Origin of the sequence: Deinococcus actinosclerus (genome assembly GCF_001507665.1) — a bacterium.
Taxonomy (GTDB): Bacteria; Deinococcota; Deinococci; order Deinococcales; family Deinococcaceae; genus Deinococcus; species Deinococcus actinosclerus.
The window spans coordinates 2,225,819-2,243,977 of sequence record NZ_CP013910.1 but is presented as its reverse complement, the minus strand read 5'-3'; the positions used below and the strand labels follow the sequence as shown (position 1 = coordinate 2,243,977).

At 73.7% G+C, this 18,159-nt stretch carries 21 protein-coding genes and 2 tRNA genes; 13 read left to right on the top strand and 10 right to left on the bottom strand.

Annotated features, from left to right (window positions below; genetic code table 11):
- The first annotated feature begins 104 nt into the window (after positions 1 to 104).
- Both AUC44_RS10875 and AUC44_RS10870 read left to right on the top strand, forming a co-directional pair.
- Complete coding sequence (locus AUC44_RS10875) at positions 105 to 566, top strand: hypothetical protein (RefSeq protein WP_062158640.1); 462 nt, start codon at positions 105 to 107, stop codon at positions 564 to 566.
- Complete coding sequence (locus AUC44_RS10870; protein WP_062158639.1) at positions 563 to 1,015, top strand: VOC family protein; 453 nt, start codon at positions 563 to 565, stop codon at positions 1,013 to 1,015. The genes AUC44_RS10875 and AUC44_RS10870 overlap by 4 nt, the downstream gene beginning before the upstream one ends.
- A 47-nt stretch (positions 1,016 to 1,062) precedes the next feature.
- Here AUC44_RS10870 and AUC44_RS10865 read toward each other — a convergent pair whose 3' ends face one another.
- The 4 genes from AUC44_RS10865 to AUC44_RS10850 form a co-directional block, all read right to left on the bottom strand.
- Positions 1,063 to 2,799 carry a GAF domain-containing sensor histidine kinase gene (locus AUC44_RS10865; protein ID WP_082689187.1) on the bottom strand — a complete coding sequence of 579 codons (1,737 nt, stop codon included), beginning with the start codon at positions 2,797 to 2,799 and terminating at the stop codon, positions 1,063 to 1,065.
- Between the two features lie 113 nt (positions 2,800 to 2,912).
- Positions 2,913 to 3,698, bottom strand: coding sequence for an RNA methyltransferase (locus tag AUC44_RS10860; RefSeq protein WP_062158638.1), 786 nt, complete (start codon positions 3,696 to 3,698; stop codon positions 2,913 to 2,915).
- A gap of 62 nt (positions 3,699 to 3,760) precedes the next feature.
- On the bottom strand, positions 3,761 to 4,621 hold the full coding sequence (locus AUC44_RS10855; RefSeq protein ID WP_231724424.1) for a hypothetical protein: 861 nt from the start codon (positions 4,619 to 4,621) through the stop codon (positions 3,761 to 3,763).
- Complete coding sequence (locus AUC44_RS10850) at positions 4,618 to 6,006, bottom strand: glycogen synthase (protein ID WP_062158637.1); 1,389 nt, start codon at positions 6,004 to 6,006, stop codon at positions 4,618 to 4,620. The genes AUC44_RS10855 and AUC44_RS10850 overlap by 4 nt, the downstream gene beginning before the upstream one ends.
- 136 nt (positions 6,007 to 6,142) lie before the next feature.
- Between AUC44_RS10850 and AUC44_RS10845 the strand changes: the two genes are divergently transcribed.
- From AUC44_RS10845 to AUC44_RS10820, 6 genes are all read left to right on the top strand, one after another.
- Positions 6,143 to 6,215: transfer RNA gene (locus AUC44_RS10845), tRNA-Ile, on the top strand.
- Between the two features lie 7 nt (positions 6,216 to 6,222).
- Positions 6,223 to 6,297, top strand: a tRNA-Val gene (locus tag AUC44_RS10840).
- A gap of 232 nt (positions 6,298 to 6,529) precedes the next feature.
- Positions 6,530 to 7,039, top strand: a complete 510-nt coding sequence (locus tag AUC44_RS10835; protein ID WP_157445320.1) for a DUF1281 family ferredoxin-like fold protein — start codon at positions 6,530 to 6,532, stop codon at positions 7,037 to 7,039.
- 133 nt (positions 7,040 to 7,172) lie between these two features.
- A complete protein-coding gene (locus AUC44_RS10830) occupies positions 7,173 to 8,900 on the top strand; it encodes a sensor histidine kinase (protein WP_062158635.1) in 1,728 nt (575 codons plus the stop codon).
- The gene (locus AUC44_RS10825; RefSeq protein WP_231724423.1) at positions 8,897 to 9,985 is read left to right on the top strand and encodes a DUF4097 family beta strand repeat-containing protein; all 1,089 of its coding nucleotides are present in this window, start codon (positions 8,897 to 8,899) and stop codon (positions 9,983 to 9,985) included. The genes AUC44_RS10830 and AUC44_RS10825 overlap by 4 nt, the downstream gene beginning before the upstream one ends.
- Positions 9,986 to 10,005: 20 nt before the next feature.
- Positions 10,006 to 10,680: a response regulator gene (locus AUC44_RS10820; protein WP_062158634.1), complete on the top strand. Its 675-nt coding sequence runs from the start codon at positions 10,006 to 10,008 to the stop codon at positions 10,678 to 10,680.
- Here AUC44_RS10820 and AUC44_RS10815 read toward each other — a convergent pair whose 3' ends face one another.
- From AUC44_RS10815 to AUC44_RS10800, 4 genes are all read right to left on the bottom strand, one after another.
- Positions 10,681 to 11,277, bottom strand: coding sequence for a TetR/AcrR family transcriptional regulator (locus AUC44_RS10815; protein WP_062158633.1), 597 nt, complete (start codon positions 11,275 to 11,277; stop codon positions 10,681 to 10,683).
- Positions 11,278 to 11,386: 109 nt separating this feature from the next.
- Positions 11,387 to 12,043, bottom strand: a complete 657-nt coding sequence (locus tag AUC44_RS10810) for an LrgB family protein (RefSeq protein WP_062158632.1) — start codon at positions 12,041 to 12,043, stop codon at positions 11,387 to 11,389.
- Positions 12,040 to 12,429, bottom strand: a complete 390-nt coding sequence (locus AUC44_RS10805; protein ID WP_062158631.1) for a CidA/LrgA family protein — start codon at positions 12,427 to 12,429, stop codon at positions 12,040 to 12,042. The genes AUC44_RS10810 and AUC44_RS10805 overlap by 4 nt, the downstream gene beginning before the upstream one ends.
- Positions 12,430 to 12,436: 7 nt before the next feature.
- Complete coding sequence (locus tag AUC44_RS10800) at positions 12,437 to 13,135, bottom strand: 5'-methylthioadenosine/adenosylhomocysteine nucleosidase (protein WP_062158630.1); 699 nt, start codon at positions 13,133 to 13,135, stop codon at positions 12,437 to 12,439.
- Between the two features lie 88 nt (positions 13,136 to 13,223).
- Between AUC44_RS10800 and AUC44_RS10795 the strand changes: the two genes are divergently transcribed.
- On the top strand, positions 13,224 to 14,408 hold the full coding sequence (locus AUC44_RS10795; RefSeq protein ID WP_062158629.1) for a MalY/PatB family protein: 1,185 nt from the start codon (positions 13,224 to 13,226) through the stop codon (positions 14,406 to 14,408).
- Positions 14,409 to 14,487: 79 nt separating this feature from the next.
- Here AUC44_RS10795 and hisG read toward each other — a convergent pair whose 3' ends face one another.
- Together hisG and hisZ are read right to left on the bottom strand one after the other, a co-directional pair.
- Complete coding sequence (gene hisG, locus AUC44_RS10790) at positions 14,488 to 15,123, bottom strand: ATP phosphoribosyltransferase (RefSeq protein WP_062158628.1); 636 nt, start codon at positions 15,121 to 15,123, stop codon at positions 14,488 to 14,490.
- Complete coding sequence (hisZ, locus tag AUC44_RS10785) at positions 15,120 to 16,238, bottom strand: ATP phosphoribosyltransferase regulatory subunit (RefSeq protein WP_062159803.1); 1,119 nt, start codon at positions 16,236 to 16,238, stop codon at positions 15,120 to 15,122. The genes hisG and hisZ overlap by 4 nt, the downstream gene beginning before the upstream one ends.
- Before the next feature lie 180 nt (positions 16,239 to 16,418).
- Between hisZ and AUC44_RS10780 the strand changes: the two genes are divergently transcribed.
- From AUC44_RS10780 to AUC44_RS16565, 4 genes are all read left to right on the top strand, one after another.
- Positions 16,419 to 16,991: a hypothetical protein gene (locus AUC44_RS10780; RefSeq protein ID WP_062158627.1), complete on the top strand. Its 573-nt coding sequence runs from the start codon at positions 16,419 to 16,421 to the stop codon at positions 16,989 to 16,991.
- Positions 16,992 to 17,087: 96 nt separating this feature from the next.
- Positions 17,088 to 17,678 (top strand): DedA family protein, encoded by a 591-nt coding sequence (locus AUC44_RS10775; RefSeq protein ID WP_062158626.1) that lies wholly within the window; start codon positions 17,088 to 17,090, stop codon positions 17,676 to 17,678.
- Between the two features lie 72 nt (positions 17,679 to 17,750).
- Positions 17,751 to 17,978 carry a hypothetical protein gene (locus tag AUC44_RS10770; protein ID WP_062158625.1) on the top strand — a complete coding sequence of 76 codons (228 nt, stop codon included), beginning with the start codon at positions 17,751 to 17,753 and terminating at the stop codon, positions 17,976 to 17,978.
- A gap of 5 nt (positions 17,979 to 17,983) precedes the next feature.
- Positions 17,984 to 18,124, top strand: a complete 141-nt coding sequence (locus AUC44_RS16565) for a hypothetical protein (protein WP_157445319.1) — start codon at positions 17,984 to 17,986, stop codon at positions 18,122 to 18,124.
- Positions 18,125 to 18,159 lie beyond the last annotated feature (35 nt).

Here is an 18,159-nt window from a genome sequence, read left to right as displayed (position 1 = left end):
CACCCTCGCCCACCCACCCGCGCGCCGCCCGCCCCCCGATCCCCCCGTCCCACCCCGGCAGCTGTCCAGACAGCCCCGGGCCTTCCCCCACCCAGAGACCACCCATGACCCCAGACCCCCACACCGCCCTGATGGCCGAAGGCGACCGCCTCGCCCGGCAGCTCACGCAGACCCTGCGCGTCACCACCCACGACCCGGCGCGGCTGACCCTGCTGGGCCGCAGCCTCGCCCTGAACCTCGTGCAGGCCTTCGGGCAGACCCTGGAACACGTCACCCGCCACGCCGGGCACCCCGTCCACGCCCAGCTGACCTGCGACGCCCACGGGCACGCCACCCTGCACCTGACCCGCGCGGGCCAGCCCCTGCGCGACCTGCCCGCCGCCGACCTGCTACGCGACCTGCTGTGGCCGCGCGGCCACCTGCACCCCGCCATCCACGCGCACCTCCAGGACGGCCTGAGCGGCAGCGAACACCACGCCACCCGCGCCCTGGTCGCCGCGCTGCGCCACCCCAGCGTCCTGACCGGCATGGAAACGCAGATCCGCGCCGTCCTGCCCCGCTCATGAGCGGCCATGTCCTCGGAACCGACCACACCGCCATCGCCGTCAGCGACCTGACCCATGAACTCGGCTACTGGCAGCAGGTCCTGGGCTTCACCCTGCTCGGCACCACCGAGGTGGGCGGCCCCCTCCCCGAACAGGAAACCGGCGTGCCCGGCCTGCGCAGCCGCCTCGCGATGCTCGCCCTGCACGGCCAGACCGTCGAACTGTACCAGCCGCTCGCCCCAGGAAGCCGCGCCTCGTACCGGCCCAGCCCGGCCGACATCGGCTCCTGGCACCTCGCGTTCCGCGTCGCGGACCTTGACGCCCTGATCCGCGACAGCGCGCCCTGGGGCTGGCAGGTCCGGGGTCAGGTGGCGGTCGTCACCGAGGGACCCGGCCCGGTCGGCGCGCGACTGGCGTACCTGCACAACACGGACGGCACCATCCTGGAATTCATCCAGCTGCCCCGCTGACCGCAGGGCGGGCCCGCTGCCAGGCGCGGCGCGCCGTCACGGGACGCTCAGCCCTGCGGGAGTTCCGCCTCGACCAGCGTGCCGTGCCCGGGGCTCGACAGCACGCGGTACAGGCCGCCACGCGCCTCGATCCGCTCGCGCATCTGCAAGAGGCCCAGGCCGCCCGCGCTGCTCACGCGGCCCGTGATGGTCTCCGGATCGAAACCCGCGCCGTCGTCCTGCACCCGCAGCGTCACCTGTTCCGCGCCGTGCAGCGTCACCTTGACCTCCTGCGCGCGGGCGTGCTTGGCGACGTTGTTCAGGCTCTCCTGCAGGATCCGGAACACGACCGCCTCGTCCCCCGGCGCGAGGTGCACGTCCCCGCTCACGTTCAGGTGCACCCGCAGGCCATTCTGCTCGCCGAAATCCAGCACGTAGCGGCGCACGGTCTCCAGCAGCCCGTAGCGTTCCAGGTCGATGGGCCGCAGCGCGAAGATCGAGCGGCGCACCTCGCGGATCTGCTCGCGCAGCAGCGTCGTGGCGGCGCGCACCTCGGCCTCCGCCTTCGGGGGATCGGTGTGGATCTGCCGGGCCACGACGTCCAGCTTCAGCGCCGCGAAGGCCAGCGACTGCGCCACCCCGTCGTGAATCTCGCGCGCGATGCGGGCGCGCTCGTCACTGATCGCCAGTTCCTCCGAGTACAGGTACGCCCGCGCGTTGCGGACCGCCAGCGTCGCCTGCCCCGCCATCAGCGCCAGCAGCGACACCCGCGCGTCGTCGAAGGCGTTCGGGTCCGGGTCGCCCAGCAGCAGCACGCCCACCAGGCCCTCCTCGTCGCGCATGGGCAGGCCCAGCACGCTGCGGGCCTCCGGGAACACTTCCCCGGCCTCCTCGTCGGTGGCCTTCAGGGCCGCCTCGGCCTGCGCGACCCGCTGCGCGAACGCCGGAGCGACCCCGCCGCGCCGCTCGCCGTGCGCGTCCTGCGCGTACTCCAGCCGCAGCACCCCGTCCTGATCGCTCAGGACCACCGCCCGCGCCCCGGCCCCCACGCGGCCCGCCATGGCGTGCGTCACGCGGCCCAGCAGGCGGCGCATGTTGCGCTCGGCGCGGATACTCTGATCCACCGAGTACAGCGTCATCAGGTCCAGCGTCCGCTGCCGCACCGCCTCCACGCCGCGCGCGACCTCCGAGGCCAGCGCCTGCGCCAGCGCCTCGGCGTCCGCCGGGGGGGCGTCCTGGAAGTGCAGCGCGAGCGCCCCGCCGCCCGGCACCGGCACCTTCAGCGGATGCAGCGGCCCCGACGCCTCGCTGGACCCCTCGGCGCGGGCCGTGCCGCTCAGGCCGCCCGGCACCGTCAGCGTCGCCCGCTGCGCTCCGGTCACGCGCACCGCGCCGCGCGCCGCGACGTCCAGCACCGCGCCCATGTCCGCCGCGTCCGACAGGTCCCGCATGAGTTCCTGCACCGCCCCCAGCCGCGCGTGCGATACCCGCAGCTCGCCGTACAGGTCCAGCAGCTGCCGCTCGGCCCGCTCACGCGCGCGGGTGCCCTCCGCGATCCACTCCACGCTGAAGTACGTCACCGCCGGGCCCACCAGCCCGTAGAACAGCAGGTGCGCCCATAGCTCCAGCGCCGCGCCGGGCAGCAGCGAGATCAGGAACTCCACCACGCCCACCACCAGCACGATCAGCGGCGGCAGGACATTGCGCACCACCCGCACCCGGTCCGACAGCCGGAACCCCCGCGGCCCCCGTACCGGCGCGCCGTCCAGCGCCTCGGGCAGGGCGTCCGGCAGATGATCGGGCATGGGGGAGAGGTCGGGGGTCAGGGCGTCAGGGACAGGCTGGCGCGGCGCGGGAGCGTCCGTCATGCCCCCAGTCTAGGCCCGCCGCGCCGGGCGGGCCGTCCCGGCGCCCCCCCTCAGCGCCCGGGCTGGTCGTCGGTAGCGGGGAGGTCCAGCTCGGGGGTGTCCGGCGCAGGAGCCTGCCGGGGCGCGGTCGTGCCGCGCGCGGCGGCGTCCTCCACCTTCCAGTGCACCTGCCGCAGCAGGCCGCGGAACAGGCGGCTCTCGGCACTGCTCATCAGCGCCCGGTCGAGCACCGCCCGCCACAGCCGCAGCGTGTGGCGCGCCCGCACCGCGTCCGTGTAGCCGATCAGGGTCATCGTCTCGCGCAGGTGCCCGTACAGGGCCTCCATCTCCTCACGCGTGGCGGTCTTGCGCTGCCGCTCGGGCAGTTCGTCCTGCCCCTGCAGGAACTCGTAGCACACCAGCAGCACCGCCTGCGCGAGGTTCAGGCTCGCGTAGTCCCCGGTCGGGATGCGCACCGCCAGCTGGCACTGCTCCAGGTCGCTGTTGATCAGCCCGGTCTCCTCGGGGCCGAACACCAGCGCGGGCGCGGCCGCCGCGCGCACGAGCGGCCGCACGTACGCCGGGTGCTGCGGCGGCGCCAGGTCCGCGCGCAGGCGGGCGGTGGTGCCCACACTCAGGTCCCGGTCGGCCAGCGCCTCGCGCAGCGTCGGGTAGACCTTCGCCTCGCGCAGCAGATCCGCCGCATGGACCGCCATCGCCACCGCGCCGGAATCGAGGTGATCGCAGCGCGGCGCGACCAGTCGCAGGTCCCGCGCCCCCATGTTCAGCATGGCGCGCGCCGCCGAACCGATATTGCCAGGAGTTTTAGGAGAAACGAGCACCACCGCGAGATTCACACCCCCGATGGTACCTCAGCGGCGCAATTCGACCGCGCCGCCGCCCACGTTCAGCGCGCAGGTCAGGGCGAGCTGAGCAGCGGCGTCTCGTCCACGACGTGCAGGCCCCACTTCAGGTCGTGCGCGAGGTCCTCGGGCGTGTCCCCCCAGGAGTCCATGCTGAGCTGCGTGACGCCCCGGGCGCGCAGGCGGGTATTCACCTCGTTCAGCAGCGCCGAGCGCAGCGCCGTGTGCCGCCACAGCGGGTGCACGCCCGGGGCGTCCACGCGGCCCTGCCCGTCCTCGATGGCGGCGCGGCACACGCCGATCCCGCGCCCCTGGTCGTCCAGCGCGATCACGCTGACGTGCGCGTCGAACTCCCCCGCGCCGTCCCGCGCGGCGTCCTCGTGCACCGCGTGATGCCCGATGCGGTCCTCGTAGGTGCGCAGCGCCTCCAGCCGCGCCGCGTGAGGCGTGTCGGCCAGGGCGCGCAGGGTCACGCCCTCGGGTGGCGTGACGTGCCGGTAGGGCACGCGGCCCTCCAGGCGGCGGTACGCGCCCGTCTCGCGCCAGCCCAGCGTCAGGAACGGCTCCGGCGGGAACAGATGCCCGTCGGCGAACACGTACGCGCGGCCCACCTCGGCGCGTGCGGCGTCCGCCAGTGCCAGCGCCGCCTCGTCGCGCCGCGCGCCGCTGAACACCCCGCCGAGCAGTTCCGCTCCATGCGCCGGGCTGGGGCGCGTGCCGGCCGCGCCGAGCACCACCTCGCGCACCTCGCCGGCCTCGCCGGGCTGCACCTCGAAGGCCACCCACGCCGCCGTGCACACGTCCGCCATCCACGCGACCGCCTCGGCCGGCGCGTCGTACAGCGCGGCCAGCGCGGTGGTTAGGCCCTCGCCGGACAGCCGCTCGACCTGCACGGCGCTCACCTGTGGCCCGCTCACGCGCCCGCCAGACCCGTCAGGGGCCGCAGCGGACTGCTCAGCACGCGGGCGTACAGCCCCAGGTACTCGCGGGTGGGGCCGTCCCAGCTGAAGTCCAGGCTCATGGCCTCGGCGGCGCGGGCCGTCCACTCGGCGCGGTCGTCGAAGGTCGATCTCGCCGCGGCGCAGGCGTCCACGAGCCCCTGCACGGAGGCCGGACCGAAGCGGAAGCCCACCTCGTGCGGCACGGTGTCCACCAGCCCGCCCGTCTCGCGCACCACCGGCAGCGTTCCGTAGCGCATGGCGATCATCTGCGACAGGCCGCACGGCTCGAAGCGGCTGGGCATCGCGAACGCGTCCGCGCCGGCGTAGATGCGGTGCGCCAGCGGCTCGTTCATGCCCTGCGCGAACGCCACCCGGGGATGGGCGTCCCACTCGCGCAGCGCCGCCTCCAGGCGCGGGTCACCGCCGCCCAGCACGACCACGTTCCAGTCGCGCGTCAGTTCGGGCAGCGCCCCGATGAGCAGGTCCATGCCCTTCTGCTCCGCGAGGCGGCTGACGGTCGCCAGGATCGGCGCCTCGTCCAGGCCGTACTCGGCCCGCAGCGCCGCCCCGCACGCCGCCTTGCCGGCCGGGTCCGTGAACGGCGTGATGTCCGCGTCCGTGCGCGGGTCCCAGCGCGCCTGATCCAGCCCGTTCAGGACGCCGCTCAGGCGCCCCTCGTGCGTCAGGCGGATCAGCAGGCCCTCCAGCCCCTCGCCGTACTCGGGCGTGGTGATCTCCTGCGCGTACGTCGGGCTGACCGTCGTGACCTGCGAGGCGAACACCAGCCCCGCCTTCATCAGGTTCACGTCCCCGTGGAACTCCAGGCCCTCGTGCGTGTACACCCAGTCGGGGAGCCCGGTCCATCCGGTCCCGTCGATCAGGTTCCAGCGGCCCTGGTACTGGAGGTTGTGCACGCTGAACACGGCCCGCACCCCCGCCAGGCGCGCCAGCGCCACCACCAGTCCCGCCTGCCAGTCGTGCCCGTGCAGCACGTCCGGCCGGACGCCGACCCGCTCCAGGGCCGGCAGCACCGCCCGACCGAACTGCGTGAACCGCCACACGTCGTCCGGGAAGTACAGGCCCGGCCGGTCGAACGCCCCCAGCCCCACGAACAGGAACTGCACGCCGTCCTGCACCAGTTCTCCCACCCGCACGTCCTCCAGGGCCACCGTGCCCGGCACGGTCAGCGGGCCGCGCCAGAGCTCGCGCACCGGCTGCGTGATATCCGCGTACCACGGAGAGACCACCGTCACCTCCGCCCCCAGCCGGGCCTGCTGCGCGGGCAGCGCGCCCAGCACGTCCCCCAGCCCACCGGAACGCGAGAACGGGAACACCTCGGACGCCACATGCACGACACGCATGCCCCGCACTCTACCCGCCCGCGGCGTCCCCGGCCGCGCGTCACTCAGGCAGGGGGCCGCGGGGGTTTGACAAGCACCCACCCCGTTGCTACACTTCCCCTCGCCCTGAACGCCAGGGCGGCCAGAAAAGCTCTGAGGGCTCTTAGCTCAACGGTCAGAGCAGTCGGCTCATAACCGATTGGTTGCCGGTTCAAATCCGGCAGGGCCCATCAACACGGGCGGTTAGCTCAGCGGTAGAGCATTCGCTTCACACGCGAAGGGTCGTAGGTTCAAATCCTATACCGCCCACCATACAGAAACGCGCCTCCCCAGCCGGGAGGCGCGTTTTTTTCTTGCTGTCCCCACGAACACCCCGGGGGTCGGGGGTACGGCTCACGCGCGCCCGCCCCCGGATGTGGTTCCCTGACAGGCGAGGTGACGCGGAGGCTTGGGGCGCCGTGCCCCGGTCGGCCCGAGCCTCCACCACGGGAGGACGATGACCAACTGGTGCCAGAACAGACTGGAAGTGAGCGGGGCTGGCCCCGTGCTCACGGCGTGGCGCGCGGCGCAGCGGGGGCCGACCGCAGCCTATGGCGGGGCCCGGCAGGCCGCTCAGGCGCTGAGCTTCCACGCCCAGGTGCCGGTGCCTGCCACCGTGATCCGCCGGGGCTACCGCGCGGCTGGACCGGGCGACCTGCAGCGGGTGATCGCCCTGCAAGCCGGCGGTGAGGACCCCGCGCCCCACCTGCCGCTGGACGGCGAGTCCTGGCAGACCCTGCACTGGGGCTCAAGCCGGGACGCGGACGACGTGACCGTCACGGAGCGGCCCGGCGGGCTGGTCCTGCACTTCGCGACGGCGTGGGCGGCGCCGGTGCCGTGGCTGCGGGCCGTCGCGGCGGCGTGGCCCGCCCTGCGCTTCGAGCTGTGGAGCATCGAGCCGGGCAACGACCTGTATGTGCACGCGCAGCTGGAGGCGGGCCGCGTGACCCGGCTGGAGGAGCGAGACCCGACCGGTGAGGAACTGAGCGCCTGGGGCTACGACCCGGACGGGTGAAGCCCGGCAGGGCGCTGCCGGTGGTGGCCGTGACCCTCCCCGCCCGGCGCTGGCCGCCGGATGACGTGCTGCGCCTTTCGGGGGACGCGGCGCGGCGCGGCAGGCCGCTACGCTGCGCGGCATGATAAGGCCGATGGACCAGGGACGCCCGCCCCACCCCATCCGCCCCCCCCGGTTCCCGGCGCTGGCGGATCTGCTTGACCCCGGCACGTACCGGGTGGGGGCGTACGTGCTGCTCAGCGTGCCGCTGGGCGGGCTGGTCGCGGCCCTGCTGACCGGCGCGGTGCTCGCCGGACTGCTGACCCTGCCGGTGCTGGTGGGCGCGCTGTTCCTGCTGGGCGCGCTGTGGCTGGTGGGCGCCCTGGGTGACATGCAGCGCGCGCTGGTCAGCGTGCTGGGCGTGCGGTTTGTCCGCCCGGCGCAGCCGACCACAAGCGGCGTGCTGGGCTGGCTGGGCGCCACGCTCTCGGACCCGGTCACGTACCGCACGCTGCTGTTCCACGTGATCCAGCTGCCGCTGGGGCTGGTGTGCTGGGTGGTGCTCGCCGCCCTGCTGGCCCTGGTGGTGCTGGGTCTGGGCGCGCCGCTGTGGCTGATGGACGCCAGTGTCCCGCTGGTCTGGAACGAATGGACGCTGCGGCCCGGCCCGCTGGCGACCGCCGGGCTGATGCTCAGCGGGGCGGGGGCGCTGCTGGTCACGGCCGGGGTCCTGAACCTGATGGGCCGCATGTGGACGCGCCTGGGCACGGCGCTGCTGGCCCAGGACGCCGGGGAGGCCGCGCGGCGCGAAGTGATCGCGCTGCGCCGCGCGGCCGGGCGGGTGGCACTGGGAGACGATCTGGAGGCCACCTTGCGGGACCTGACCACCCAGGCCCGCGAGGCCAGCACCGCCGAGGCGGTGGCGCTGGTGGCCCCGGACGGCACGCCCCGCGCCCTGGACACCGGGTTCGGTGACCTGCCCCCCAGCCTGCTGGGCGGCGCCCTGACCCGCCCGCCCGCGCCCGGCGAGGCCAGCCTGACCCTGCTGGGCGGCGGCGCCGCCCTGGCGATCCTGCCCGTGGCGCTGCCCGCGAGTACCGGGGTGGACGGCGGCACCCTGCGCGCCCTGTACGCCCCCGGCACGCGGCCCGGCGCCGACGAACTGGCGTTCCTGCTGTCCATCGCGGACCACGCGGGCACGGCCCTGCACGCCGCGCAGCTGATCGAGCGGGCGGGCACGCGGGCCGGTGAACTGGAACGCGCCCGGCTGGCCCGTGAACTGCACGACAGTGTCGCGCAGGCACTGTACGGCATCACGCTGGGCGCCAAGACCGCCCGCGCCACCCTGGACCGCGACCCGGAGCGCACCCGTCAGAGCCTGGAATACACCATCCGGCTCGCCGAGGGCGGCGTGTCCGAGATGAAGGCGCTGCTGTTCAGCCTGCGCCCCGATGCGCTGGAGGAGGGGGGCCTGATCGCCGCCCTCACGCAGCATGCGCACGCCCTGGAAGCCCGCCACGGCCTGAGCGTCCACACCGAGCTGCGCGAGGAACCCGAGCTGAGCCCCGACGCGCAGGCCGCCGCGTACCGCGTGGCGCAGGAGGCGCTGCACAACACCGTGAAGCACGCCCGCGCGCAGGCGGTGTGGCTGAGCGTGACCCAGGACGCCGCGCACGTGACGCTCAGCGTCCGGGACGACGGGCGCGGCTTCGACGTGACCGCCCAGGGGCGCGGCACGCTGGGCCAGCGCTCCATGCGCGAACGCGCCGCCGGGGCGGGCGGCACCCTGGAGGTGCTCAGCGCGCCCGGGCAGGGCACCCGGGTCACCCTCATCCTCCCGCGCGCCCCGCAGGCCACCGCCGCCCTGGAGGTCAGCGCGTGACCACCGTGCCGCCGTCGCGCCCGCTGGCGCCCACGCTGGGCCGCATGGCCTGGGGGCTGCTGCTCGCCGCCGCCGGATTCGTGCTCGTGTGGCAGGGCAGTGGCCGCACCCTGACGCCCGGCATGAGCGTGCAGGACACGCCGATCAGCGTGCTCCTGGACGGCCCGCTGCCGCTGGACCTGGCCAGCAGCGCCGCCGTGAATGCCAGCGGTGACCGCAGCGACCTGACCGTCACGCCGCTGCCCGGCGGCAGCGAGTACGCCCTGCGGGGGCGCGCGCACCACCGCGCCCGCAACCCGGTGCAGGCCGACGTGACCCGCCAGGGCCGCGCCATCACGGCGTCCGTGAGCCTGAACGTGCAGCCGCTGCGGGAACGCGGCGTGATCATCAGCGGCCCCGAGGGCGTGCAGCACACCCTGGATCTGGCGCTCAGCCGTGACCTGCCTGTCACGCTGAGTACCAGCACCGCCAGCGGCGACCAGCACCTGACCCTCACGCCGCTGCGCCTGCGGGCCCTGACCGTCCGCAGTGACAGCGGCGACCAGACCCTCAGCCTGCCCGCCCGCGAGGCCGGGGCGGTCAGCGCCGTCAGCCGCAGCGGGGCCGTGACCCTGACCGCCCCGCGCGGCAGCCTGACCGACGCCCTGCGCGTGAACACCAGCAGCGGCGACCAGACCCTGAACCTCACCGGGCTGACCACCCAGACCCTCGGGATCGGCACCGACAGCGGCGACGTCCGCATGACCCTCCCCGCCATCACCGGGCGCGGGACCGTTACCACCGGCAGCGGCGACATCCGCCTGACCGCCACGACCCGCACGCGCGGCACCCTGGATGTCCGCACCCAGAGCGGCCACGTGACCCTGCTCCTCCCGCCCGGCCTGACCGCCCGCGTCCGCTACCCCGACCGCGACACGCAGACCTTTCCCCCGGGGCAGCCCCCCAGCCCCGCCCCGGACCTGGACGTGTTCGTGGACGGCCGCGCCGTCAACGTGACCCTCAGTCAGGCCCAGGACGACGCCCGCGCCGGCGTGACGGCCCCGGCCCCCACCGACTCCACTCCCACCCGCCCCTTGCGCCGCTGAGCCCCTCCCGGAGACCTGCCATGACCCATGACCCTGCCCCCACCCCGCCCGCTCCTGTCCGCGTGCTGCTCGTGGACGACCACGCCGTCGTCCGCCAGGGCCTGCGCCTGTTCCTGGGCCTCGACCCGCACATCGACGTGATCGGCGAGGCCGCCAACGGCGAGGAGGCCCTCCAGGCCGCCGCCAGCCTGCGCCCCGACGTGGTGATCATGGACCTGATGATGCCCGTCATGGACGGCATCACCGCCACCCGCACCCTCAAACGCCAGCACCCCGACACCGAGGTCATCGCCCTGACGAGCACCCTGGAAGAACACAAGGTGAACGGCGCGATCGAGGCGGGCGCGATCAGTTACATGCTCAAGGACGCGTCATCGGACACGCTGGCCGACGCCATCCACGCCGCTGCGCGCGGCGAGGTGCGCCTGCACCCCGAGGCCGCCAAGCGTCTCGTGCGGGACTTCCGGGGCGGCGAGATGCGCGAGAGCCTCACCCCCAAGGAAACCATCGTCCTGCAACTCCTCGCGCACGGCTACAGCAACCGCGACATCGCCACCGACCAGGGCGTCAGCGAGGCCACCGTCAAGACCCACGTGTCGCGCCTGCTCAGCAAGCTGGGGCTGGACAGCCGCACCCAGGCCGCCTTGTACGCCCTGAAGCACGGCATCGCCACGCTGGACGGCGTGAACGTGTAACTACGCGGCGTCGTCCGGCCAGCCCAGCACGGCGCGCAGGCCCGTCATGCAGTCGGCGCGGTACACCGCCAGATCCGGCTCGGGGTCGGCCAGGAAGCGCACGCTGAGGCCCTCCACGATGGCGCGCAGCAGCCGCGCCCGGCCCTCCGCGCCCACGCGGCCGGTCAGGCGCGCCAGTTCCAGATCCACCGCCAGCGACTCGGCCAGGAACGCGCGCTGCATGGTCATCAGGTCCGCGTCGCGCGTCGCGGCGGCCAGGAAGTCCAGGGACACCGTGTAGAACCGCCGGGTGTTCACCAGTCCGTAGAACTGGTTGTCCACGTACGCCCGCAGTTTCCCCTCCGGGGTGTCCGAGAGCCGCACCGCGCGCCGCGTCGCCACCGCGATCGTCCGCGAGAAGCGCCGCATGACGGCCGCGAGCAGGCCCGCCCGGCTGCCGAAGTGATACACCAGCGTGCCCCGGCTGACCCCGGCGTGCGCGGCGATGTCCGCCAGCGTCACGCCCGCGTACCCCCGCTCGTAGATGGCCAGGTACGCCGCCTTCTCCAGCGCCGCGCGCCGCAACCGGTCCTGAATGGGGTTCACCTTGCGCGCCATTGTGCCCAGCATCCCGGCTGCGCGGGTGGAGGTCAAGGAGGGCAGGCGGGGCAGAGGGGGAGGCCGGGGTGACCGGCGGGGCGCGGGCGACCTGCGGGCGGCTGCCGGTCTACGCCAGCAGCGCGACGATCAGCGTGACGGTCAGCGCGGCGAGCCCCATGCCGATGGAGGCGGCCGCGCCCGCCCACTCGCCTTCCTCGCGTGCGCGGGCGGTGCCGATGCCGTGCGCGACCGACCCGATGGCGATGCCGCGCGCCAGCGGGTGCCGGACGCGCAGGGCGTTCAGGACGGGCGGCAGGATCAGCGCGCCGATCAGCCCGGACAGCACCGCCAGCGTGGCCGCCAGCGCGGGGGGCGCGTGCGTGAACGGGGCGAGTTGCAGCGCGACCGGGCTGGTGGCCGGCGCCGTGTGCAGGGCCCGCTGCGCGTCGGGGGAGAGGTGCAGCGCCCGCGCGAGCAGCGTGTCCACCCCGACGCCCAGCGCCGTGCCGCTCAGGCCGCCCAGCAGCAGCGCCCGCCACTGCCGGGCCAGCAGTGCCCGCAGGCGGTACAGCGGTACGGCCAGCGCGACCACGGCGGGCGTGAGCAGCACCGAGAGCGGCTGCACGTCATGCAGGTACGTGTCGTACGGCACCCGCGTGAGCAGCAGCGCCGCCGCGACGATCAGCGTGCCGATCAGGGTCGGGTTCGCCAGCGGGGAGCGCAGCCGCAGCTGCGCCAGCACGCCCGCCGCGAAGGCCAGCAGCGTGACCATGACCCAGATCAAGAGTCCTCCGGGCGCAGCAGGCGCGACGCGAGCAGGCCCGCCGCGCCCGCCCCCACGAGCAGGCCCGCCGTCATGACGAGCAGCCACAGGCCCCACGCCGCTCCGGCGCTCAGGAATTGCAGGAAGCCTGCGGTGGCGGGAATGAACAGCAGGCCCAGCACGCCCAGCAGCCCGTCGGCGGCGTCCGTGATCCAGTGCAGCCGAACCACTTTCAGGCCCAGCGCCGCCCATAGCAGCGCCAGCCCCACCACCGAGCCCGGCAGCGGCAGGCCCAGCGCATGCGTCAGGGCCTGCCCGGCCGCCGCGAACCCCAGCAGCAGCCCCAGGCCCAGCACGAACCGGGCCGGGACCGGCAGGCGCGCCGTGACCGAGCCGGGCGGGGTCACGCGGGACTCAGCCGGCCTGGGCGCTCAGGCGCGCGAGCATGCCGCGCACGACCTGCTTGGCGTGGCGGGCCACCAGCGGCATGAACTCCCGGTAATCCACCTTCGCGTCGTGGTCGGCCGTGTCGCTGACCGAGCGGATCACCACGAACGGCACGCCCGCCTTCGCGCACACCTGCGCGACCGCCGCGCCCTCCATCTCGGCGCAGGCCGCACCGAAGCCCGTCCACAGGCGCGTCACGCCCTCCCTGGACGCGATGAACTGATCCCCGCTCGCCACGCGGCCGTCCAGCACGCGCACGCCCTCCACGTCCCGCGCGGCCTCCAGCGCCACCGCGCGCAGCGTGTCGTCGGCGGGCCACGCCGGGAGTTCACCCGGCACGGTGCCCACCGCGTAGCCCAGCGCGGTCACGTCCACGTCGTGCTGCACGCAGTCGGTGCTCACCACGATGTCCCCGACCCGCAGCTCGGGGTGCACGCCGCCCGCCACGCCCGTGAAGATCACGCGGGTCGCGCCCTGCATCAGCAGGTACGTGGTGGTCATCGCGGCGTTCACCTTGCCGATCCCGCCGCGCGTGAGCAGGACCGGCACGCCGTCCAGCGCGCCCCGGTGCAGGGTCACGCCCGGAAAGCTCAGGTCCTCACGCTCCCGCAGGTCCCCCAAGAGCAACTCGATTTCTTCGTCCATTGCGCCGATGATCGCCAGCATGCCGAGCAGTGTAGCCCCGCGGCGGCGTGCGGGGGACGAGAGGCGCTCCCTGCCCGCCTCCTCATGGGCGGGGGGTATGCTCGCCCTCATGACGGACACTGCCCGGAACCCGCGCGACACCCTGGACGTCAGCGCCCTGCGTCACCCCGACTCGCTGAAATGGACGCTGTACCCGGAAGACGTCATTCCCATGTGGGTGGCGGACATGGACTTCCCGGTCGCGCCGCCCATCATGAAGGCGCTGCACGAGCGGCTGGATCAGGGCCTGGGCTACGCGCAGCTGCGCGGCGACACCCGACTGAAAGACGCCCTGCTGCCGAAACTGGCCGCGCAGGGACTCGACAGCCTCACGGCCGAGAACCTCACGTTCCTGCCGGGCGTCGTGCCGGGCATCTACGCCGCCGTGCACGCGCTGACCACGCCGGGTGAACCGGTCGTGACCATGACGCCCATCTACCACCCGTTCCATCTGGCGATCACGGATCTGGGCCGCCGCGTGGCAGGCGTGCCCCTGCGCGACGGCGAGAACGGCTTCGAGATCAACTGGGCGGCGATGGACGCCGCGTCGCGCGGGTCGCGGCTGCTGCTGCTGTGCCACCCGCACAACCCCACCGGGCGCGTCTGGACGGCCGAGGAGTTGCAGAAACTGCGCGACCTGGTGATCGCGCGCGACCTGTTCGTCATGAGTGACGAGCTGCACGCCGACCTGCGCTTCACGGACGGACCGTTCGAGTCGTTCGCCGCCGACCCGCGCGTGCAGAGCCGCACCATCACCCTGACCGGGCCGTGCAAGGCGTTCAACACGGCCGGCCTGGGGATCGGCGCGATGATCAGCCACAGCGCCCAGCTGCTGACCCGCGTGCGCGGCGCGGCGGGCGGCCTGATGGGCCACGAGAGCGCCCTGAGCCTCACCATGTGGCGCGCCGCCCTGGCCGAGGGTGGCCCCTGGCTGGCCGAGACCGTCGAGTACCTGCGGGAGAACCGCGACTTCATGGCGGCGTTCCTGCGCGAGCGGCTCCCCTGGGTGCGCTTCCACGTCCCCGAGGCGACGTACCTCGCGTGGCTGGATCTGCGTGCCCACCCGCGCGCCGGGGACATCCAGACCTTCCTGCTGGAGGAGGCGCGGGTCGCCATCCACGACGGCCCGGTCTTCGCGCACGAGGGCCACAAGCCGCAGTACCAGGGCTTCATCCGCCTGAACTTCGCCACCAGCCGCGAACTGCTGACCGAGGCGCTGACCCGCATGGAACGCGCCCTGAACGCCGCGAAGTAGGCCGGAAGAGGGGAGTGGGCAGTAGGAAGTGGGGAGTGGAGCTGCGCCGCATCCACTCCCCACTTTCCACTTCCTGCGTTTACTGCGAGGTCAGTTCGCGCAGACGCTCGATCAGGGGCCGCAGGCGCTCGCGGCGGGTCTTGAGGGCCGCGCGGTTCACGACCAGCCGCGCGGTCGAGTGGAACAGCACGTCCACCTCCTCCAGGTTGTTCGCGCGCAGGGTGCTGCCCGTCTGCACGAGGTCCACCACGGCGTCCGCGAGGCCCGTCAGGCACGCCAGTTCGATGTTCCCGCTGAGCTTGACGATCTCGGCGGGAATGCCGCGCGCGTTCAGGTACGCGCGGGCCGCGCGGGGGTACTTCGTGCCGACCCGCGCGATGTCGCCGCCCGCGCCGACCTCGCGGATCAGGGAGAGGCGGCACCCGGCAAAGCGCAGGTCCACCGGTTCGTACACGGTGCGCCCCGACTCGATCAGCACGTCCTTCCCGACGATCCCGGCGTCCGCGACGCCCAGGTCCACGTACACCGGCACGTCCTGGTTGCGCAGTTCCAGCACCGTCACGCCGGGGAACTCGTGGCGCAGCGCGCGGGATTTCTCGGGCATGGTCAGCGGCAGGCCCGCCTGCGAGAGCAGCGCGATGGCGTCTTCCAGGATGCGGCCCTTGGGCAGCGCCAGGGTCAGGTGCCCGGGGTCCCGGGTGGGGGCGGGGGTCACAGCGTCACCTCCGTGGCGGGCTGGAAGATCAGCGTGCCGCCGTCGGTGTAGGCCCAGCGGCGGATGCCGCGCGCCGCGCTGAACGCCTGCAAGTCAGCCCGGTCGTCCGTCCAGGCGAGTTCCGCGTGCAGGCCCTGCGCGCGCGCCGCCTCGGCCGCCGCGAGGTCCAGCGCCAGCACCAGTTCCGGTTCGGGGGGCAGGTCGCCGGCCAGGGCGCGCATCAGGCGTTCCAGGCCCAGCGCGAAGCCCGCGCCCGGCAGGCCGCCCTCCAGCGCGTAGCGGCCCCCGCCCAGCACCGGCTGGTTCAGGCCCGGCGCGTACGCGCGGAAGGTCAGCCCGGTGTAGTAGTCGTAGCGGCGGCTGACGCCCAGGTCGAACAGCAGCGGCCCCGCGTACAGCGCGGCCACGCGCCGCAGGTGCGCCACCGCCTCGTGCGCGCGCGTGCCCTGCGCCAGCGCCTGCGCGGCGTCGAGTACCTCGGGGCCGCCGTACAGGTCCGTCAGGGCGTGCAGGGTGCGGCGCGTCTCGCCGCCCAGCCCGAACTGGCCGCACAGCAGGTCCACGTCCGCGCCACTCTTGCGGTCGATCGCGTCATGCAGCGCCGCCCGCGCCGCGCCGTGCAGCCCGGCGTCCTCCAGCACGGCGTCCACGAAGCCCGGGTACCCGACCTCCAGCGCCGCGCCCACCCCGACCTCACGCAGCGCCGCCGCCGCCAGATGCAGCAGCTCCGCGTCCGAACGGGCGGACTCCACGCCGATCAGTTCCACGCCCAGCTGATTGAACTCGCGCAGGCGGCCCAGCTCGCTGTTCTGCGCGCGCAGCCACAGCCGCCCCGAGTACTGCAGCCGCAGCGGGAACGGCCCGTGCGGGTAGCGCGTGCGCACCAGGCGGCCCACGGCGGTCGTGAACTCGCTGCGCAGCGAGAGCACCTGCCCGCCCGAGTCGATCAGCTTGAACGCCACGGCGTCCTGCGGATGGTGCGCGCTGGCGTACTCCAGGGCGGGGACCTCCACGCCCCGGTAGCCCCAGCGGGAAAACAGGCCGGACAGCTGCGCGCGGATCGCTTCGCGCTGCGCCCACTCGGGCGGCAGCACGTCGCGCGTGCCCTCCGGAATGAACGCCGACACGCGCGGCGCGGAGCCGGCTGCGGCAGCGGATGATGAGGCGGACGAATTCACGCCCGGCATTCTAAGCGCCACCCGCGCCGCCCACCGTCATCCCGGTCCGCGCGGCCGCGCCGGTCTGCGCCGCGCTCCGGTCCAGGCCCGCCCACGCGGCGGGTATACTTGCCCTGTATGCGCCGCTCCCCCATCCTCGCCCTGCTGGGAGCCAGCCTGATCCTCGCGCTGGGCAGCTGCGCCCGCACGGCCGACAACTTCACGCCCCGGATCAGCGTCACCGATACCGGCGCGACCCGAAGCGCCAACGGCTTCCTGGTCCAGGGCTACGTCCTCGACGACACCGGCGTCACCGACATTCAGGTGGACGGCAAGAGCATCCCCATCCAGCCCGGCAGCCGCAAGATCGCCCGCTTCCAGTTCCAGGCGGTGCTGTCCACGCCCACCGGGCAGTACACCATCACCGCCCGGGACGCCGCCGGGAACGCGGCGAAACTGGTGCTGCCCGTCAGTGTCGATCCCACGCGGCCCACCGTGAAGGTCACCCGCTTCGAGCGCAGCGGAAACGTGATCCGCGTGTCCGGCGTCGCCAGCGACAACGTCCGCGTCGCGCAGGTCAGCGTGGACGGCAACCGCCTGAACATCACGCCCGGCAAGGAGGTCGAGTTCTACGCCGAGACGACCGGCATCTGGGCCGACATCGTGGTCACCGACACCGCCGGGAACACCACCAACCTCCGCGCGCGCTGAGGGCCGCCCCGCAGCGGCGCGGGGGCCTTCATGAAGCGCGCCCTCCATCCTGCGAGTGACGCGCGGGTGCAACCCGGCACGCTAGCCTGATCGGGTATGCACGACCTGACCAGCCTGATCCTCTCCGCGTCCTACGTGGGGCTCTTCGCCATCGTCTTCGCCGAGACCGGACTGCTGCTGGGCTTCTTCCTGCCGGGCGACACCCTGCTGCTGGCCGCCGGGGTCCTCGCCGCCGGGGGCGCCCTGAGTCTCGGGGGGATCATGGCGGCCGTCGTGGCGGGCGCGATCCTGGGGTGCGTCGCCGGGTACTTTATCGGCGGGAAGTTCGGGCCGCGCGTGTTCGCCAACCAGGACGCCCGGTACTTCAAACCCGAGTACGTGACCCGCGCCGAGCTGTTCTTCACCCGCTACGGCTGGCTGGCCGTCGTCCTGGCGCGCTTCGTGCCGGTCGTGCGCACCCTGGTCCCCACCATGGCGGGCGTGAGCCGCATGCCCCTGGTGCCGTTCACGCTGTACAACATCCTCGGCGCCCTGCTGTGGGGGGTCAGCGTGCCCGCGCTGGGGTACTTCCTGGGCGACCGCATTCCCCACCTCGACCGCTACATCCTGCTCATCGTGGGGGGCGTCGTCGTGATCAGCATCGTGCCCGTCCTGCTGAAGGTCATGCAGGCCCGCCGCGCGACCTGACGCTGGACGTGGGCACTGGAGGGGTGGGCTTCGTCCGGTGACGGAGCCCACCCCTCCTGATCGGAGGCTGGGATGACGACGATGCAGAGGCTGGGTGTGGTGCTGGCGTGCGTCCTGCTGGCCGTGACGCTCGGGGCTGGACTGCGGGCGAAGCGTGGTGCGAGGACGGCGCCGCCCCCTGCGGTGACTGCCCCCCTGCCCGAGCCGAAGGTGATCACGCAGCGGTGCGTGAGCTCCGCGCGCCTCGTCCTGGCCAAGCAGTATCACGGCGCAGAGAAGCAGAGCAGTCCAACCGGCTGACCGGCGTGAAGGCCCTCACCCCGGAGCTGTGGCAGGTGCGGGGTGAACTGACGAGTCACGACGGCGGTCGCGTCACGGTGTATCCCTACGGGTGCCTGTACAGCGCCGATGCGATCAGCGCGAACATCCACCCCCGCGTGCCATAGCAGCAGAGGGGGGGGGAGGCTGTCACCCGACAACC

Excerpts from the sequence above, each read along its gene's own strand:
- AUC44_RS10875 (WP_062158640.1), top strand. The coding sequence starts at position 105 with ATGACCCCAGACCCCCACACCGCCCTGATGGCCGAAGGCGACCGCCTC.
- AUC44_RS10870 (WP_062158639.1), top strand. The coding sequence starts at position 563 with ATGAGCGGCCATGTCCTCGGAACCGACCACACCGCCATCGCCGTCAGC.
- AUC44_RS10865 (WP_082689187.1), bottom strand. The coding sequence starts at position 2,799 with ATGCCCGATCATCTGCCGGACGCCCTGCCCGAGGCGCTGGACGGCGCG.
- AUC44_RS10850 (WP_062158637.1), bottom strand. The coding sequence starts at position 6,006 with ATGCGTGTCGTGCATGTGGCGTCCGAGGTGTTCCCGTTCTCGCGTTCC.
- AUC44_RS10830 (WP_062158635.1), top strand. The coding sequence starts at position 7,173 with ATGGACCAGGGACGCCCGCCCCACCCCATCCGCCCCCCCCGGTTCCCG.
- AUC44_RS10820 (WP_062158634.1), top strand. The coding sequence starts at position 10,006 with ATGACCCATGACCCTGCCCCCACCCCGCCCGCTCCTGTCCGCGTGCTG.
- AUC44_RS10815 (WP_062158633.1), bottom strand. The coding sequence starts at position 11,277 with ATGGCGCGCAAGGTGAACCCCATTCAGGACCGGTTGCGGCGCGCGGCG.
- AUC44_RS10800 (WP_062158630.1), bottom strand. The coding sequence starts at position 13,135 with ATGCTGGCGATCATCGGCGCAATGGACGAAGAAATCGAGTTGCTCTTG.
- AUC44_RS10795 (WP_062158629.1), top strand. The coding sequence starts at position 13,224 with ATGACGGACACTGCCCGGAACCCGCGCGACACCCTGGACGTCAGCGCC.
- AUC44_RS10780 (WP_062158627.1), top strand. The coding sequence starts at position 16,419 with ATGCGCCGCTCCCCCATCCTCGCCCTGCTGGGAGCCAGCCTGATCCTC.
- AUC44_RS10775 (WP_062158626.1), top strand. The coding sequence starts at position 17,088 with ATGCACGACCTGACCAGCCTGATCCTCTCCGCGTCCTACGTGGGGCTC.
- AUC44_RS10770 (WP_062158625.1), top strand. The coding sequence starts at position 17,751 with ATGACGACGATGCAGAGGCTGGGTGTGGTGCTGGCGTGCGTCCTGCTG.